Here is a 17,491-nt window from a genome sequence, read left to right on the forward strand (position 1 = left end):
AATTTGTTCCGGTACACCAAGGGACTTTGGAACGGACTCTTTCCCTGTTACGATCATTATTACCTTCCCCGAACCAATAACGAGTTGGAGCAATTTTTTTGACAGACGAAAGCCTGTCACCGCCGCATAACCGGACTTCGCAACTGGAATCGCTACATCATTCGCAACGGAGAAATGATCGTGTTAGTGCACGATGCGCTTCGTCAAGAGCATGTGACCGCCCGCCTTCGTTCGGTCAGTTATGAAACCTACAAAGCGCGGAAAGCACAATGGGACGAGCGTCTGTCCGAAGGGATTCAGCGGAAACGCTTTAATCGTGATCCCGCGGCGTACCTAAGCGATCTGGAACAACAGCGGGCCGGTTTATCCTGTTAGTCGATTGTGCTTTTGACCTCTGACATCTAATAGTTTGATGGAAATAGCGGTGGCATTAACAGACCCGCATTATCTTAAAAAATAGGCCTTAAAAAATGGCCTATTGGCTTCATTTCGCCAGTCCCATAGGAAATAGCCAGCGAAAACACAGGTTATTTTCGCCAAATGGCCCCAAAACGGGCAATTGCACACGAATAACCAGTGAAATCACTGGCTATTTCGTGACGACTGCCCATTTTTGGCGGAATAGGCCATAAAAGATGGCCTATTTCATAACTCTTTACTCGAGCTCCGATACTCGTTCATCAAAAACACCCCGCCGGATATCGGCGGGGCTGATTTCAGCGCGGGCGCCGGCTTACGGGCGCATCAACTGAACGGTGAACTTGTCGGCGCCGACGTTCATTTCCTTGGCGGCCATGTCGACGATGGCAACTGCCTGGCTCTTGTCGAGCTTGTCGTTCTGCACGACGATTTTCCATTTGCCCGAATCCTGCAGCACGACGGCATTATGATAGTCTTTGGCCAGCTTCTCTTCCACACTGTTGATTTGCTCTTCGCGCTGCTGAATCATGAACAGGTCGTCGTTCGCTTTGGTCGCCGCATCGGTCGTTTGTTTCATATCGGTAATGATGCCCATCAGCCGCTCGGTTTCCTTGCTGAAATCTTCGTTGCGCTGCAGCAGCATGGCCGTAAAATAATCGGCGCCGGACTGGCCTTGCGCGCTAAGCTGCTTGAGCACTTCCGCATCCGTTTTTTTGCTGTCGCCGGCTTGCGCGGACGTCGCTTTGGCATCCGTGCCGGAGGAAGCTTTCGAATCGGTGGCCGACTTCGTATCGGTCGTTGCCGCCGAAGACGGCTTCGGGCTGGCGGCCGGCGACTTGGTCGGCGAAGGCGAGGCAACCCCCGGCTTTGCGCTTGGCGAGGCGGTCGGCTTGGCGTCCGTCGCCTTGGTGTCCTGACCCGTTCCTTGCGTAACGGCTTTGCCGTTGTCGACCTTGCCGGCGTCTTTGGCCGTGCTGCCCGTTGCCGGAGGCGCGATTTCCTGCGAATCGACTTTGATTTCTTCCGTACCGGTGCCGTCGTCCGCCACTTTCAGCTTGCCGGAATCTTCCGTGAACAAATAATACGCGGACAGCACAACCATCAGGCTAAGCATCGACACGAGCCAAATCGTTTGGCGTTTGGTGTTCATGAGTGGTTTCCTCCCATTGGGTTATCGTTTCGTTGGTTTCGTTTGATTTCGCTTCCTTCGCTACTGCTTGCGCGGAATGATCGAGATGCGATGCGCCGGCACGTCGAGGCCGCGCTCCACCGCCTCCGTCACCAGCTTCTTCACGGTCAAATCTTCGGTGCCGCCTGCAACGACAACGACCCCCCTGATTTTTGGCTTGATCGTTTTCACCACGATCGGCTGCGAATTGCCGGAAACCTGGTACATCGCCACTTCCCCGCTGCGGGTCACTTCCGAGATGATGCGGGTCGCTCCCTGGTTGTCCTTTTCGTTCGTGTTCATCTGCGTTTCCTTCTCGTTGTTCTGCACGATCGTCTCCTCGGTGGAATCGATCGTCACCAGCACATCCACTTCGCCGACACCGACGATTTTGCGCAAAATATCGCGCAGCTGCGCTTCATAAGCCGCTTCGTAATCGCGGAACGGCGACTCTTTGCCGTTCTGCGTTCCGCCGAGCGTCTCCTGCGACTGCTGCTGCCCGGCGGGGGAACCGCGGCCGGAGCCGATCGAGTCGATGTCCTTCACTTCGATGTACGACTTCAGGATCATCAGCGCCACGCCGACAAGTCCGATCACGATCAGCCAGCGGAACGTGTTCACCCGCTTCTTCCCGCCGGGTCCGCCGCTCAGCCACTCCTCCAGCTTCTTCCAAGAACTCACGGCTTCCCCTCCGCTTCATACGAGATGCTGACGCGCTCCGCCTTGACGCTCCACGCTTTGGCAATCGCCGTCCTCAGCCGCTGCGCTTCCGCTTTATCCTCCGCATTCGTCGCTTCCTGTGCAGTTGCCGGCACGGCAGCGCGCCCCGGGCGAATGTCGACGACGACCGGCTTGACCGGCTTCATGACGCCGGCGCCGGTCGGTTCCGGCGATGTTGTCGCGGAAGCCGCTCCAGCAGGCGGCATCGTCACGGCGATCGTATCGATCGCCAGCTTGCCACCTTTGTCGACGCTCGTCTTGACGGTCACGCCCGCCGGTTGGCCGAAGCCGTCCTGCTCCATCCGCTCCGCAATGGACGAGGCGAGCCGCGTTTCGACGATGCGCTGCGCTTGCTGCCGCTGTCCGGCCTGGAGCGTCTCCGCTTCCTTCATGATGTCGTCCAGCGGTTTGAGCGCCAGCTGTCCGCCGGTATCGTCCTGCAGCATGTCGACGGCGGCGGTAAGCTTGCCGACGCTCCATTCGCTGCGCAGCAGCTGCAGCACCGGCGACAGCAGCGCCAGCAGCAGGAACAGGCCGATCACCGCTTTGGCGTACCGCTGCATCGCCTGCGACGGCAGCAGCAGGTCGACGAATCCCGCGATCAGCACAATCGCGATCAGTTGCTTCAGCCAGTCGTTCAGCCAAGCCATCCGTACCCCTCCCTGCCGCTGTCACCGCATCATGACCGAAACGTTGCCCGCCGCAATGACGATGGAAATCGCCAGGAAAAACATGAGCGCCACAGCCGCAAGCGCGGCGAACACGTACAGCATGCTTTTGCCGACCGTTTGCAGGCAGCCGACGATCGGACTGTCGCCAAGCGGCTGCATGACCGCGGCGGCGAAGTTGTAGATGAGCGCCAGCGTCAAAATTTTGATCGCGGGGAAGGCACACAGCAGAATCAGAATGATGACGCCGGTCAAGCCGATCGCATTCTTCACCAGCAGCGAAGCGCTGATTACCGTATCGGTCGCATCGGCGAACATCGTGCCGACGACCGGGACGAAATTGCCGGCGATATATTTCGCCGTGCGGATCGCCACGCCGTCCGTCACGGCGCCGGTCGCGCCGCGTACGGTGATGACGCCGAGAAACAGCGTCACGAGCACGCCGAGCAGCAAGGCGCCGACCGACCGGAGCAGCGAAGCGAGTTGTGTCACTTTGTACCGTTCCGACAAGGCGCTGACGATATGCAGCACGGCGGAGAAGAAGAACAGCGGGAACACGATCGTATACACCGCCGTTCCGACCGCATGTATCATAAACACGATCAGCGGGTGCAGCACCGCAGCCGACGTGACGTTTCCGGTCGAAGCCAGCATCGTCAGCATGAGGGGCACGACCGCCACCATAAAATGGATCATGCTTTCGATCGCCGACTTGGCATAGTCGATCGCCACATGGAAGCTGTTGATCGCAATGACGATGATGACCATGAGCGAAATCGTGTGGGCGATTTTGGCTACCGCTTTTTTCTCGAAGGCGCTTTGCATCGTTTCCAGCATCATGCCGAATACGGTGAGCACCACGATCGACGTCAGCAGCTTGCCGTTCACCAGCAATTCGTGAAACAAGTAGCGCAATAACCCTTTCAGGAAGGCGGACAAGCTCCAGCCTTCGCCTCCCGGCAGCAGCATGTCCATGAAACCGGGCGGCGACGTGCCGGGAAAGTAGCCGCCGTATTGCCGCATGAGATCGTTCCAGTACCGTTCCACCGGATCGACAGGGAGCTGGCCGAGCTGCTCCTTCATCGTCATGTCGCTTACATTCGTCGATCCGGCCGGCTGTTCCGCCTGCGTCGGCGCGGCGGCGGCGCTTCCGCCGGCGAGCAGCAGCGCAAGAGCGGCAGCCAGCGGGAGGAGCAGGCGGCAGACAAGGGCGCCCATCCGGTTCATGCCTTCTCCCTCCTTGCCTGTCCGTCATGCCGGCATCAGATTGATCACGGTTTCGACGACAACCTTGATAATCGGAATCGCCATGACCATAATCAAAATTTTGCCGGCGAGCTCGATTTTGCCGGCGATGGCGTCTTGTCCGGCGTCGCGGACGATCTGCGCGCCGAATTCGGCGATGTAGGCGATGCCGATAATTTTCAGCACCGTCTTGAGGAAGACGGGATCGACCTTCGCATGAATCGCCAAGTCTTCCAGCACCTCCAGTACGGAAGCCATCTTGCCGAGCAGGAACAGGAAGATGACGATGCCGGTAAATGCCGCCAGCAGAAAAGCGAACACCGGCTTCTGTTCCTTGACGATCAGCGCCAGAACGGCGGCCAGCAGGCCGAGTCCGACCACTTGTATGATTTCCATCGCATCACCCGCGCGTCGGCGCGCGCTCCCCGCGTGGCGCCGAGTCGACTTGCTTCATTGAAACAGAAAAATCGTTTTGATTTCCTTGAACAAATTGCTGAGCATATTCACGACCATGAACAGCACGACAACGAAGCCGATTACGGTGACCCAATGCGCCATATCCTCTTTTCCCATCTGCTTGAGCACGCTATGAATCATCGCAATGATGATGCCGATCCCCGCAATTTGAAAAATCGCATTTACATCCACGTTCATTTGCGGCACCCCATTACTTGCGTGTTCGCTACCTCAGTACATCAAGAGCACGAGCAGCGCACCGCCTAGCACGCCGAGGTTTCTCCACATGCCGGCATACCGCTTGCGCTCGTCCCACGCCGTCAACTCCTCCGCCTGCAGATGCTGCACCGCCAGCCGCAGATGTTTGATCTGGTCGTCGCGGTCGGTGGCGCCGAGCGTGGCGCCGAGCCGTTCGATCACTTCGCGCTCGCCGGCCTTCAGCGACGTATGCGCCCAGCGCTCGCCGATCGCTTGCCGCCACAGCTCGGCCGTCGAGCGGCTGCTGCCCGCCTGGAGCAGCTCCGCCGCTCGGCGGAACAAGGCGGCAAGCGATTCCGGCAGCATCGCGGCGAGCGATAGCAGCGCTTCCGGCAGCGGCGTGAAGCCGTAGGCGATTTCCGTCTCGAGCCGCTGCAGCGCCAGCACGAGCCGGCGAATTTGCAGCGGGCGCCGGGCGTATTGCTGCGACTGGAACAGCCCGAGCAAGGTGCAGGCGAACAGCACAAGAGCGGCGCCGATCAGCTTCGTCACGGTGGCCTGCCTCCTCCCGCGCGAAACGCCGTCTGTCGGTCGACGCGCAAGCCGGCGCTGTCGAACACGGCGGCTTCGGCTGCCGTGCCGGACGCCTCCCGGCGCAGCAGCACGATGCGGCCGAACAACCGGCCGTCGAACAGCCTCCGCAGCGCCGGACGCCGGGAGACATCGTCCACGTCGCGGCCGTGCGCGCTGGCGATGATGCGAATGCCGGCATGGAGCGCCTCTTCGACCGCAAGCGCGTCTTCCTCCTTGCCGATCTCGTCGACGACAAGCACATCGGGCGACATCGAACGAATGAGCATCATCATGCCTTCCGCTTTCGGACAACCGTCCAGCACATCCGTCCGCGGGCCGAGATCGAAGCGGGGCACGCCTTTGACGCAGGCGGCGATTTCCGAGCGCTCGTCGACGATGCCGACCTTGCGCCCGCCGAAGCGGTGCGGCGATGGCCAGGCACCTGCGCTGACGAGCCGGGCGAGATCGCGGATCAGCGTCGTTTTGCCTTGCTGCGGCGGCGAAACGACGAGCGTATGGTGGACGGTGCCCGCCCGCTCGTCGATCAGAAACGGCAGCACGTCCGACGCGCAGCCGATCACTTCCCGCGCGATGCGCAGCGAGAAACCGGCGACATCGCGCACCAGCTTCACTTTCCCGTGCTCGAGCACCGTGCGGCCGGCCAGTCCGACCCGATGGCCGCCGGCGACGGTAATGTAGCCGCGCTTCAGCTCTTCCTCGAACGAATAGACCGAATGATTCGTCAGCAAGTCGAGCAGTTTCGCGCATACGTCGCGCGTCGGCGCGTAGGCGGCGCCCGGATCGCCGGTGACGGCGCCGCGGCTCGTCGCAAACGCATAGGTGCGGCCGAACACCAGTTCAAGCGGCCGGCCTTCGCGCACTCTGATTTCTTCCAGTCCGCCGCGCACGGCTTGCGGCAAATCGGCGACGATGCGTGCCAGCGGCTGCGGCAGCAGCGGTTCCAGCGTGTCCAGCATGGCGGGCCTCCACAAGTGTCAAGTTGTCCGAATCTATCTCCATGTGTATGCCCGTCCCGCAAAAATATGACTCTCTCAAGCCGCGTTTCACTTTTTCAAGATGCCGATAAAAATGCAGGAAACGCCGACCAGCACCCATAGCAGCTTGCCGAACGACAGTTTGTCCGCCATGCCGATGAGGCCGATCGTCGTCGTCGTCAGCAGCACGAACGGGCCGATGAAAGCGAGTCCGGAATTGACGAGCAACGCCTTGTCTACTTGATTCAGGCGCAGCATGATGAGCGCGGCCGCAATTTCGAGCGAGCCGGACACGAAGCGCAGCGTCGCCATGCTCATCACGAATTTGTTGAGCATCCCTGTTCCTCCGATCTTAGGGTGTGTCTGGACACCCTCGCGGGTGCAGACACGTCCTTGGAAGCTTTCGTTTCTCTTCATTTGTATGCGGGCTTGGCCCGATTTTAACCATACGCGTACAAAAATCTTCTCAAAGGAGAAAGCAGCGGCCCAAAATATCCATCCTTTCACTACTAAACGCTGCCGCTTCCCCAAACCACCCTTCGCTCCTGCCTTTCACTGGCTATTTCTGACGAGATGGGCGAAATCGGGCAAATAAGCCATGTTTCATTGGCTATTTGGTCCCCGCTCAGTTGATGGGCACAAGACCACCTTTCGCCGCATATGATGCCTAAGATTGGAAAATTACAATGGCAGCGAGGAGATTCCATATGAATGTGAAGTCCGAATGGCATCCCGATCTCCAGGATCCGAGCGGCTGCAGATCGGAAAAACCGCGAACGGTCGGCCGTACGATGGTGATTGACAAAGGTCTCGGCATCCATGCGTTCGAAGATTTGCTGCAAACCGCAGGCGAGCATATCGATATGATCAAAATCGGGTTCGGCACGCCGGTGCTGTATCCGTATCCGGTGTTGAAAACGAAGGTAGAACTGGCGAGGTCGCGCGGCATCTCCATCTTTCCCGGCGGCACCTTCCTCGAAGTGGCGGTCGCGCAGCGGCGCGTCGGCGATTTCTTCCGCACGGTGCAAAGCATCGGCTTCTCCGGCGTGGAAGTATCGGACGGCACGATCGAGCTCGGGCGCGACGAGCGCAGCGACTTGATCCGCACGGCACGGGAGGCGGAGCTGCTCGTCTACACCGAATACGGCAAAAAAGTGTTCGGTTCGGCGATCGAAACGAAGCAGCTTAGCTATACGGTCAGCATGGACCTCGATTGCGGCGCGGAATTGGTCACGATCGAGGGCCGGGAATCGGGAGTTGGCGTCGGCATTTACGACGCGTCCGGCAACTGCCGCGACGATCAGCTCGAGGCGGTGCTGGCGGCCGTGCCGCATCGCGGCTGTCTGCTGTGGGAAGCGCCGCTGAAGGAACAGCAGGTGCACCTCATTCGCCGCATCGGCGCCGGCGTCAATCTCGGCAACATTGCGCCGACCGACATCCTTGCGCTGGAGGCGCTGAGGCGAGGCTTGCGCTCGGATACTTTCGTGTTCGCGGACCGCGCCAGAACGGCGGATCAGGAGCAACAGGAGACGGCGTGGTGCTACGAAATTTGAACGATGAACCGAACGGTACGGAAGATACGGATGGAGGAGTAACGATGCGCATCGACACGATCGCAACGGTAAGCGAGGCCAGAGCGGACGATTTCCCGGGCAGAACGGCAATCGTCATCGACGTGCTGCGGGCGACGAGCAACATGGCAACCGCGCTCGCTCACGGAGCGGCCGGCATCGTCGCGGCGGAAACGGTGCAGGCGGCGAGAAACTTGCAGCAGCCCGGCGACCTGCTGGGCGGCGAACGCAACTGCGTGCGCATCGCCGGCTTCGATCTTGGCAATTCGCCGTTCGAATACGCGGCGAACGACGTGCGCGGGCGGCGCATCGTCATGACGACGACGAACGGCACCCGGGCGCTGTACAAATCGCTGAAGGCGCAGCACGTGCTGGCCGGCTGCTTGCTGAACGCCGGCGCTTGCGCGGACGCCGCGCTGGCGCTGCGCAAGGACATCGTGCTCGTCTGCGCCGGCACGCAGGACGCTTTCGCGCTCGAGGACGGGCTTGGAGCCGGCGCCATTATCGCCGCGCTGCTGGAGCGCCGGGACAGCCGGCTGCCGCTGGCGATGAACGATTGCAGCCTCTCCATGCTGCATGCGTTCGAACGGAAGCAAGATCGTCTGCACGAAACGTTGGCGTCCGGCCAAACGGGCGTCCGGCTGGTGAAGCTCGGCTTCGCGGGCGATATCGCCTACTGCGCGCGGTTGGACACGTTTCCCGTATGCCCGGTATTAAAGGGCAGAACGATAGTGGCCGGCGAACCGGCGGCGTATACGGAAGCGAGGTAACACACGAACGAGGCCGGTCCCTTGGTCGCCTTGGCGACCGGGGACCGGCCTCGTTTTCGTTGGAGCTCTCGCCTTTTACGGCCACTCCTGTTGGATCGCGCCGTCCGCATATACATGGATAGTGCCGGCTGCCGATTCGATTTCATCCTTCGCCCAGAAGCTGTCCGGCACATCCGGCCAATGGGAACGCGTCCCTTCATGCGCCGGAACCGGACGAACGAACAGCCTATTCAGCACTTTCACCGTTTCCGAGCGAAGCAGCGCGGCTTCCGGCCGGAAGGTGCCGTCCTCGTAGCCGGTCATCAGCCCAGCCGCTCTTGCGGCTTCGATCGCCGGTGATGCCCAGTGTCCGTCCGTGTCGGCGAAGCTGGCGGACGAGGCGGCGGAAGCAGCGGCCTCCGGTTTGCGCCAGCGCGAAACGATCGTCGCCATTTCGGCGCGGGTGACCGTACGCTCCGGTTGAAACAGGCCCGCTTCGTCACCGACCATAATACCCGCGGCCCGCACTTCCGCTATCGCGGCTGCCGCCCAGTGATCCGCAGGCACATCGGGGAACGGCGACGCCCCCGCCGCAAGCGCACGCGGCTGCGTTTCGTCCGTTTCCCCCGGCTGCCGCTTCAGCGCGCGAGCCAGTATCGCCGCCAGTTCCGCCCTGGTGATCGCGGCTCCCGGGCGGAATGTTCCGTCCGGATAGCCATTTACATAGGGCAACCAGACCGCTGTTTCCGCCGCCTCCGCAAACCGGATGACGGAGAAGGTGCTGAACTTGTTTACTTCGATTTCAAGCCCGGTCGGTTTGCCGTCTTTGCCGTAAACGACCGTTCCCCGCTGCACGACTTTTTCCCCGTCGCTGTGCGAGATGTAAACCGCCAGCCCGGCAAGCGTGCGGCGCGCTTCCTGCTCGTCTTCCGGCAGCACGAGGCCGCCGAGCGGGAACACGATGCGGGTCGGCGCGTCGCTGTAATTCGTTTCGATCGTCATCGGTTTGCCGATCGCCACAACCGGCTTGCCGTCGGCCGTATGCAGCACGACTTCCTCCTGCGCGGTGCGCGCCTCGAGCTCGCTTCGCCGTTGTTCGTCGCGGATCGGCACGATGCGGAAATACAGTTCTTTGCCTTCGCGACGCAGCGCCGCTATCGTTTCGCCGGACAATACAATTTCCGCATCCGGCGTTGCAATGCGCAGGCTGATGCCCGCTTCCGCCAACCCGTCCACAGCGTCCGGCGGTATGCTCACGTGCACTTCGTCGGCAGGATCGTCCGGCAAGTCGGTCACCACGATGCGGGCCGAATCGCTATGCTCCGCTTTCGCTTTGGCGACGATGTCCTTCACATTACGATCTTCCAGCCGGACGGAATCGACCTTCGTTCCGCCGGTTTCGCTGCTGCGGACGACGGGAACCGCCACCGCCTTGTCATTGTCGCCGGTTTCGACGACAACCGTGCGGACGCCGGGCTTCGCGACCGGCGCGTTCGGCGGGGCGCTCTCTTCCTCCAGACGCGTCAGCTCGATCGTATAGGTTTGCGCCGCCGTCCCGTCGGCCGATTCCACTTCGATCGGCACAATATTGACGCCCAATGCCAACGGAACGTAACGTTCTCCGCCTGCGCCAACCGGCTTGCCGCCAATCGCAATCACCGCGTGGGCGTCCGTTGCCTTTGCGATGACGCTCACCCCCGAATCGTATGTCGCGCCTCCGGTATAATGGAACCGGTTCGGCGACAAGTCGGGCTTTACGATAAACCCGCGAGAGCGCAGCTCCGTCAGTTGCGGCGGCTTCGCCGCTTGCGGCAGCTGCCTGACGGCGGTAACCCGATAATGCCGCTCGCTGCCGTCCTGGGCGGATACCGCCACATCGATCCGCTGCTGCGGCTGCGCCAGCGGCACGATGACCGCCCCCGCCTGCTGCGGCTGGCCGTCAACCAGGACAACGGCCGTTTCGCTTTCCGCTTGCGCGCTTACGGCAACGGACGACGTCCCGTCCGGCAGCACGACGCGATAGTCGCCGGTTTCGCTGTCGAACGCCGGCAGGAGCCGCCGGCCGTCAACCGCCAGCGACCGCAGCCGCGCGTTGCCGTCCGCTTCCCGCCACACCCGCAGCGTATACGTTTGGGCCGTATTCCCGTCCGGCGCTGTCACTTCGATGCCGACTGTCGTCGTTTCACCGGCAGCAAGCTCTACCGTTACGGGCGAACCGCCAGCAACCGGTTGGCTGTTCACACGAATCGCCGAACCGGGCTGAAGCGCCGCCGGCAGCACGGCAATTTCGTCGGCATCGAATCCGACCGCGGCATCATAGCTCGTTTGCGCCCCCGAAAACGCCGTGCCGAGCGGAACGTCTTCCCCGTTCGCGCTGATCGTCAAGCCGCCGAGCAGCGCGACATTCGATCGTTTACCGGCAACGGTAACGGTATACGTCTTGCTGCTGGCGCCAGCTCCGGCAACGTTGATATCGATCTGTCCGCCGCCATCGGGGATGACTACGGACACTGAGCCGTCCGCTCCCGGCGAGTGGCCGTCCACCGTCACCACGGCATCGGCATAAGAAGGGATCGCTACCACCTTGACGCTGCCTTCCTCCAATTCGGTGGTGTAGGTTGCCGTATCCGGATGGAACGGCTGGCCGAAGACGCCGCGGTCCAGCGTCAACACCGCCAGCTCCGCCGGGTCCCGCGGCTGCGGGCTGCCCGCTCCGCCCCTCAGCGCCTCAAACCGATATTCCGTGCGATTGCCCGCCGCATCCTCGGCGATCAAAACGCCGTCGAATTTGCCATTGTCCGCCCCACCGGCCGACCAAGGCGCAAAATAATCGAACCGGCCGTTTTCGTCCGCCGGTACACGGACGCCGTTGAGCGTGAGCTTAATGCCGGGCTCCGTTTGCCCAACCAGCGGCAGGCGGTCCGCGTTCAGCACGAGGCCGTTGAGCGATTCCCAGGGATCGGCGCCATACGCTGCATACAAATATGGACCGGTGCGATCGACCTGCAGCTTGCGGATCGCGATGCTGCGATCGCCTGCGTCGTTAACCGCTTCGATCGTCAGTACATATTCGCGTTCCTCCAGCTGCGCCAAACCGAGCAAGTCGTTCAAATCGAACTCCGTCGTCCCGTTCGCCGCAGCGTTTTGATGCCCCAGCAGCGTACCATCCGCGTACAGCGCCACATCCGCCGCCTGATCGCTAGATACGTTCACCGAAACGGCATCGGCAAACGTAAGCAGCATCGTTTCGTCTTCGCCGTTTGCCGTCCGGTACGTGTTTTCCGTCACGGTCGCATCCGCCGGCTGATCGGCCGCAACTGCGATTTGCAGCACAGCAGGATGCGGTTCCGGCACCATCACCGTAACAGGATCGGACAGCGGACTGTAAACGTTCTGCCCGTCTTCGACGCCAAATGCCATCACGGCGATCGTGTACGTTTGCCCGGTTGCGAGGCCGGCCAGCACCAGCTCCGGCTCATCCGCGCCGGCATCGAACGCCGGTTTCGCCGGATTGGGCGCGCCGTCCTTCAGCACGTACGCCCGGTATCCGGTCACAGCGGCACCGGCGTGATCGACCGGATTCAACCGCAGCGTCGCTTCCCCGTTGCCGGTCGACACCAGCTCCGGCGCTTCGGGCTGCGGCAGCGTCTGCGCCGCCGTCACCTCGATCGGCTGCGCGATGACCTGCGCCATCGGCGCCCAAACGGGGCCGGAAGCAACCACGGACAAATAATAGCGGCCCGGAATGAGTCCGCCCGGCAGCGTAATCGCGCTAACGCCGGCTGCAGGCAAGTTGTCCGCCACAACAACGCCGTTGGGCTGCTCCGGATCGCCGGTCACCATCACCTTCACCGTCGTACCCGCTTCCGCATGTTTGACGTTCCATTTCACTTCGTAGCGGTTCGCGTCCATTGCGCTGGCCGATACGTCGGCAAGCTCCGGCCGCTTCGGCAGCTCCGTGAGCTGCAGCCGGACTTTGCCTTTGGCCTCGACGTTCCAGATTCCCGCCTGTGCGGCATGAATCGTCACATACAACACATCGGCCGGGCCGGGATCGGGGAAACCCGCGCTGACATCCGCCTGATCGATCGCGCCGTCATTAGGCAGCAGCCGATCGGCCTTGCGCTGCAGGATGGCATTGCCCGCCGGATCCTGCTCGTCGAATACGAGCGTCATCGGGGCCGAGGACAACGGCGCCGTAATCTTCGTGTTCGCATCGCCGCCGATTACCGCCAGCAAATAGTCGCCCGGCTTCGAAACGGGAAACCGCACGCTGCTGGTCCAATCGCCTTTCAAATACAGCGGGCGCAGGTTGTCCAGCTTCATGCTGATTTCCGCTGCGGTGACATCCGCAAAAGCGGAGCCTTCGACCGTCCACTCGCCGGCCTCCGCCGGATCGAGCAGCACCGTAAGCAACTTCCGGTCCGCACTGTAGTAAGCGTTCCAGTCGTCCCGGCTGTAATCGGTCCGCAGCGCATAAACCGTGCCGTCCGGCCGGCGCACGACCGTCCCGGCAGCTGCGCCGTATACGTTCAGCAGCGCCTGGTTGCGCGAAGGCGTCGAAGCAAGCTTCAGCTTCGTCGGGAAGCGTGCGTTCTGCACCCAGCCGCGCACATCCGTCATCGTTGTATTCGCCGGCACGCGATAGACGCCCGCCTCGGCGCGGCCGACGCCGTCAACGAACCAATCGCCGGTTTCTGCCGCGTCCGCCAGCACGTACAACATGCCGCTGCCCGGGTCGCGGTAAGCGTTCCAGTCCGGCTTGCCGTCGTCCGTCTCCAGCGCATACGGCCTGCCGTCCGGCTTGTACACGGTTTCGTTGCCCCAGGCGCCGCCAATGGTCAGCAATGTCAGACCGCGCTCTTGCAGCGGAAATTCCGTCACATCGCGATCGGGCACCGCCTCCCATGCTTCCGCAAGCGCCTGCATATCGATGCCGGCGCGGACGTAGATGAGCTTGTACGCCTGGAACCGCACCGCTTCCGTCGCCTTCAGCTTCCACGTCCCCGCTGCGTCCAGAGGAAGGCGGATGTAAGTCAAACCGCCCCGAACCGTTATATTCGTTGAAACTGGAGTTACGTTACGGCCTGCCGGGTCCGTCAGCCGGACGTTGCGGCGGTCTCCGTCCAGTACAAGCAGCGCTTCATAGGGCTGTGCAACCGTGAACGAATAAGCGACCCGCTGGCCGTCCGGATCGTGCTCCAGGATTTCGGCATCCGGCGCTACGCGCTGATCGACGGCCGTGAACCGGCCGCTGTCCAGACGCGCTTGCGCATTCGTCGCTTCCGTTTTGCCCGGATGCGTCGAAACGGCGACCGTTTTAATTTCATATTGCATGTCGTTGGTCGAAGCGATCCGGACCGGACGGGAATCGCCATCCGTTTTGAAATCGCTCCTTGATCCGCTGCCGAACAAGTCTCCGAAAAAGTCGAGAATGTCCGCCGGATTTCCGCTTAGCGCGCCGGCCGCTCCGCCGATGGTCTGCAGCCAGCCGAGTCCGTTGACCAATGCGGGCGCTACGGGCGGCGGGGCGATCAGCTCGAATTCGAACACATTTTTGCTGAACAGGTACTTCACGTTTACGCCGATGCCGTTGACCGCAAACGAAGCGTACAAGCCTGCCGAATCGATCGTTACGTCGACACCGCGCACCTTTTTGCCGCCGACATCGGGTATGTTGTTCGGAATGGTTACGTCCGCTTTCATTTGCCCCGCAAATCCGCTCGATTTCGCATAACGCAATGCCATCGGCCCGGTAAAAATATCAAACGCGTTCAACGATCCGGCAGTAGCGAAACCGTCCGTTTGCATGGACACGATTTGCTTCAGATCGCTGACTTTGAACCAATACAGGTACATGTCGCCGTCGGCCACATAGCCGCCTCGCGAAATATCCGCGTTCAACCGATACGTTTCGATCAAATGCAGGTTCTTCTGAACCGGCGCAAACACATCCGTAGCCGCGCCCTGAAACCGGAACGTCTGCGGCAGCTGCGAGTAGCCGGACAGCCCGTTCACCGTGCCGTACAGTTTGTCAAACTTCGTCCCGGTCAGGCCGGTTTTGGCGCTTTGGTTCATGCTGAAGCCGATGCTGTCCAGCCGGTTCGCCTTGAAGCTCATATCCATCGCAAAATTCATATTGTAACCGCTTAGCTGAGCCGATGCGGTAGTTTTTGCGTAGCCGTACCAGGAGTTGAGATTCCACGTCGTGCTCGTCACGTCCAGCGGACCGGCGGCGAACGGCGCCGCTGCCGTGAAGCTTCCGCTCAAGTCGAAGCGGCCCCGGCTGAATGGCAGCCGGTCGACGGCTGCCGTGCCGTCGACGCGTCGATTGCCCGCGTAGAAGCCGAGATCGATCATGCCCGCCAGGCGAACGCCCGCGTTTGTAAAAACGATGGACTTGGCCTTGATCGGAAAGCCCAAACCCGAGTAGTCGACCTTCGCATTATTGGGCATCGTCATGCTGAAATTGTCGTCTTTCCACTCGAAGGCGCCTTCGTACAGCGTATACGGCTGGATCGTTCCCGACGGACCGAAGCCGTTCACGTACAAACGGCCGTTGCCGCGAATCCGGTACGGGCTCGTCCGTTTGTCCACCTCGAGCAACGCGCCTTTGAACAGCACGTTGTCGTTGATCGCCACCGGTTCGTTCGGGTCGCTCAGCGTATACAAGCCGGGCGTTTCCGGCTTCTCCGCGAACGGGCCGCGCAGCGTGAGCTTGTCCGTTTCGTTGCGCGCATTCGTGCTGGCCACCTCGACCGCGCTATAGTTGCGGGGCTTGTAGAAGGTGGCGGTAGTAATCGTTAACGCATGCGGAAAATCATACGGCGTGAAGAAGGCATGGTGCAGCTTCACATCGTAAGTACCGGGCGGCAAATTGTCCATCCAGGTGAGCCGCAGCTCGTAATCGCTGACGATCTGGTAAGCCAGCGGGTATTTGGCGCCGCCTGCGCCTTGCAGATAATAATCGATGCCGCCGAGCGGCTTGCGCAGCAAATTGGAAATCGTGGCGCCCACAACGGAAATCCGCTTCTTGTCGTCGACATGAAGAAACGCGGGACCTACTTGATCGTACCGGACGTCGGGCGGCAGCAATGTCGTATCGTTGTCCAGCTTGAACGTTACCGGCGCGCTGTATTTCGTGCCGGCGCCGTTGACGCCGTAAGCGCGCGCTTCGTATTCGGTGTTCCAGGCCAGTCCCGATACGTTCTGCGTCTTGAAGCCCGCGGACGTATCGTTGCTGCCGGCGGCCAACAGCTGCACGCGCGTCCAACTCGCCTGCGGCTGGTCCTGCGGCGCGGCGATCCGATATTCGAGCCCCCGTTCCGACAACGGCGAAATGTCGTTGACGGTTACCTCGTACACGAACTTCGCTTCGTCGGTGCTCGAGGCGCTTTGCGAACGAAACACCGGGTCGGGGCTGCCGCTGATCGCCACCTCCGCCAGCGTCGGCAGCTCGTTGCCGAACGTCCACGTTTCGCCGACAATGCCCGGCACCGTTTTGCCGCCGAACACGACGAACTGATGGCCGTCGTATGCCATGCTGGCATAACTGCGGGAAACCGGGAACGCATAATCGCCCCACTGCGGATAAGAGGTAGACGTCTTGTTCAACCATGACTCCCATGCATCGCCCTTCTTGGCAAAGGCGTAAGGGTAAATGCTGTAGCCTTCGATGCCGTTGTTGCCCGGCCTCGGGTAGTGCAGGTTCAACCCGGCCGGACCATTTTGGTTCGCCGGCGTATAGAAGTCGAATTCGCCGCTGAAGCTGACCAACCGGCGGCCGTCGTAAGCCGTCGCATTGCCCCAGCGGCCGCCGTAGCCTGCTCCTGCCGGACCCGCCCCATTGCTCCATGTCCGGGCTTCGCCGTCCCAGGTCCAGATCGTATACGATCCGTCGTCGAACGTAAAGCCGCCGTCCGAAATTTCGCCCAGATCGCCGCCGTAAATGACGGCATGCTGTCCGTCGTACGCCATGCCGCCCGAATGCATGGCGGGAGGCGACTCGGAGGGCGATTGCTGCTGCCACTGCGTGCCGTCCCACAGCCACGTTTCGCCGATGGGCAGCTTCTTGCCGCCGGACAGCGTATAGCCGCCGAACAGCACGATATGGCTGCCGTCGTACGCCACCTGTACGCCTCCGCGGGCGGACGGACCGGCGACGTTCGCTTGCGCCCATGTTGCTCCGTCCCACAGCCACGTATCGCCGAGCACGCCCGAAGCGCCTTCGCCGCCGAACAACACTATTTTCCGGCTGACCGGATCGTAAGCCATACCGGCGCCTTTGCGGGCTGGCGGGCTGACGGCAGGCGTTGTCATTTGCCAGGCCTGGACGTCCTTCGCGCCGTCCCACAGCCACGTATCGGCCAGCAGTGTTGCGGTGCTGCTTTCCCCGCCGAACATAACGACCTTGCGATGCAGTTCGTCGTAAGCCATCGCGGCCGCATACCGCGCGTCCGGGTTAAACGTGCCGCCGGTGATGCGGCTCCATTGGTAATCGTCGAAGCGGTCGACGATCGACGTTTCCGAAGTACCCGCCGAATCGGCATATACCTGGCGTCCTCCCGTGCCGAACGACGGCGCGACAATAGCCGCCGACTGCAAAAGCAGTACGGCGGCGAGCATTCTGGTGACCAAGCCAGCGAAAAAGGGGCGTTTCATGGGCGATCTCCTTATTCCAATGATTAACGTTGCGTTACGGATCATTATAATAAGGAAGTCTGTCAGT

The 17,491-nt window shown here is 61.5% G+C and carries 12 protein-coding genes; 2 read left to right on the plus strand and 10 right to left on the minus strand.

What is annotated here, in order from left to right:
• Window positions 1-733: 733 nt before the first annotated feature.
• The 9 genes from EXY20_RS08625 to EXY20_RS08665 all read right to left on the minus strand — a co-directional run bounded on the left by EXY20_RS08625 (window position 734) and on the right by EXY20_RS08665 (window position 6,779).
• On the minus strand, window positions 734-1,570 hold the full coding sequence (locus EXY20_RS08625) for a SpoIIIAH-like family protein (protein ID WP_135549798.1): 837 nt from the start codon (window positions 1,568-1,570) through the stop codon (window positions 734-736).
• A gap of 60 nt (window positions 1,571-1,630) precedes the next feature.
• Window positions 1,631-2,269, minus strand: a complete 639-nt coding sequence (spoIIIAG, locus tag EXY20_RS08630) for a stage III sporulation protein AG (protein ID WP_167859095.1) — start codon at window positions 2,267-2,269, stop codon at window positions 1,631-1,633.
• Window positions 2,266-2,958: a stage III sporulation protein AF gene (gene spoIIIAF, locus EXY20_RS08635; protein ID WP_135549800.1), complete on the minus strand. Its 693-nt coding sequence runs from the start codon at window positions 2,956-2,958 to the stop codon at window positions 2,266-2,268. The genes spoIIIAG and spoIIIAF overlap by 4 nt, the downstream gene beginning before the upstream one ends.
• A 21-nt stretch (window positions 2,959-2,979) precedes the next feature.
• Window positions 2,980-4,203: a stage III sporulation protein AE gene (gene spoIIIAE / locus EXY20_RS08640; protein ID WP_135549802.1), complete on the minus strand. Its 1,224-nt coding sequence runs from the start codon at window positions 4,201-4,203 to the stop codon at window positions 2,980-2,982.
• A 24-nt stretch (window positions 4,204-4,227) separates the two neighbouring features.
• Window positions 4,228-4,617: a stage III sporulation protein AD gene (spoIIIAD, locus tag EXY20_RS08645; protein ID WP_135549804.1), complete on the minus strand. Its 390-nt coding sequence runs from the start codon at window positions 4,615-4,617 to the stop codon at window positions 4,228-4,230.
• A gap of 54 nt (window positions 4,618-4,671) precedes the next feature.
• Window positions 4,672-4,875 carry a stage III sporulation protein AC gene (gene spoIIIAC, locus EXY20_RS08650; RefSeq protein WP_135549806.1) on the minus strand — a complete coding sequence of 68 codons (204 nt, stop codon included), beginning with the start codon at window positions 4,873-4,875 and terminating at the stop codon, window positions 4,672-4,674.
• 33 nt (window positions 4,876-4,908) lie between these two features.
• Window positions 4,909-5,427, minus strand: a complete 519-nt coding sequence (gene spoIIIAB / locus EXY20_RS08655) for a stage III sporulation protein SpoIIIAB (RefSeq protein WP_135549808.1) — start codon at window positions 5,425-5,427, stop codon at window positions 4,909-4,911.
• Window positions 5,424-6,425: a stage III sporulation protein AA gene (spoIIIAA, locus tag EXY20_RS08660; protein ID WP_135549811.1), complete on the minus strand. Its 1,002-nt coding sequence runs from the start codon at window positions 6,423-6,425 to the stop codon at window positions 5,424-5,426. The genes spoIIIAB and spoIIIAA overlap by 4 nt, the downstream gene beginning before the upstream one ends.
• 87 nt (window positions 6,426-6,512) lie before the next feature.
• The gene (locus EXY20_RS08665) at window positions 6,513-6,779 is read right to left on the minus strand and encodes a YqhV family protein (RefSeq protein WP_135549812.1); all 267 of its coding nucleotides are present in this window, start codon (window positions 6,777-6,779) and stop codon (window positions 6,513-6,515) included.
• Between the two features lie 371 nt (window positions 6,780-7,150).
• Here EXY20_RS08665 and comA point away from each other — a divergent pair, with 371 nt between their 5' ends.
• Together comA and EXY20_RS08675 are read left to right on the plus strand one after the other, a co-directional pair.
• Entirely contained in the window at window positions 7,151-7,996 is an 846-nt protein-coding gene (gene comA / locus EXY20_RS08670; protein WP_135549815.1) for a phosphosulfolactate synthase, read from the plus strand.
• Window positions 7,981-8,784 (plus strand): 2-phosphosulfolactate phosphatase, encoded by an 804-nt coding sequence (locus EXY20_RS08675; protein WP_328592513.1) that lies wholly within the window; start codon window positions 7,981-7,983, stop codon window positions 8,782-8,784. The genes comA and EXY20_RS08675 overlap by 16 nt, the downstream gene beginning before the upstream one ends.
• A 75-nt stretch (window positions 8,785-8,859) precedes the next feature.
• Here the strand turns inward: EXY20_RS08675 and EXY20_RS08680 are convergent, their stop codons facing one another.
• Window positions 8,860-17,424 (minus strand): cadherin-like beta sandwich domain-containing protein, encoded by an 8,565-nt coding sequence (locus tag EXY20_RS08680; protein WP_167859096.1) that lies wholly within the window; start codon window positions 17,422-17,424, stop codon window positions 8,860-8,862.
• Window positions 17,425-17,491 lie beyond the last annotated feature (67 nt).

Source organism: Paenibacillus cymbidii (assembly GCF_004764705.1).
Lineage (GTDB): Bacteria > Bacillota > Bacilli > Paenibacillales > NBRC-103111 > Paenibacillus_AN > Paenibacillus_AN cymbidii.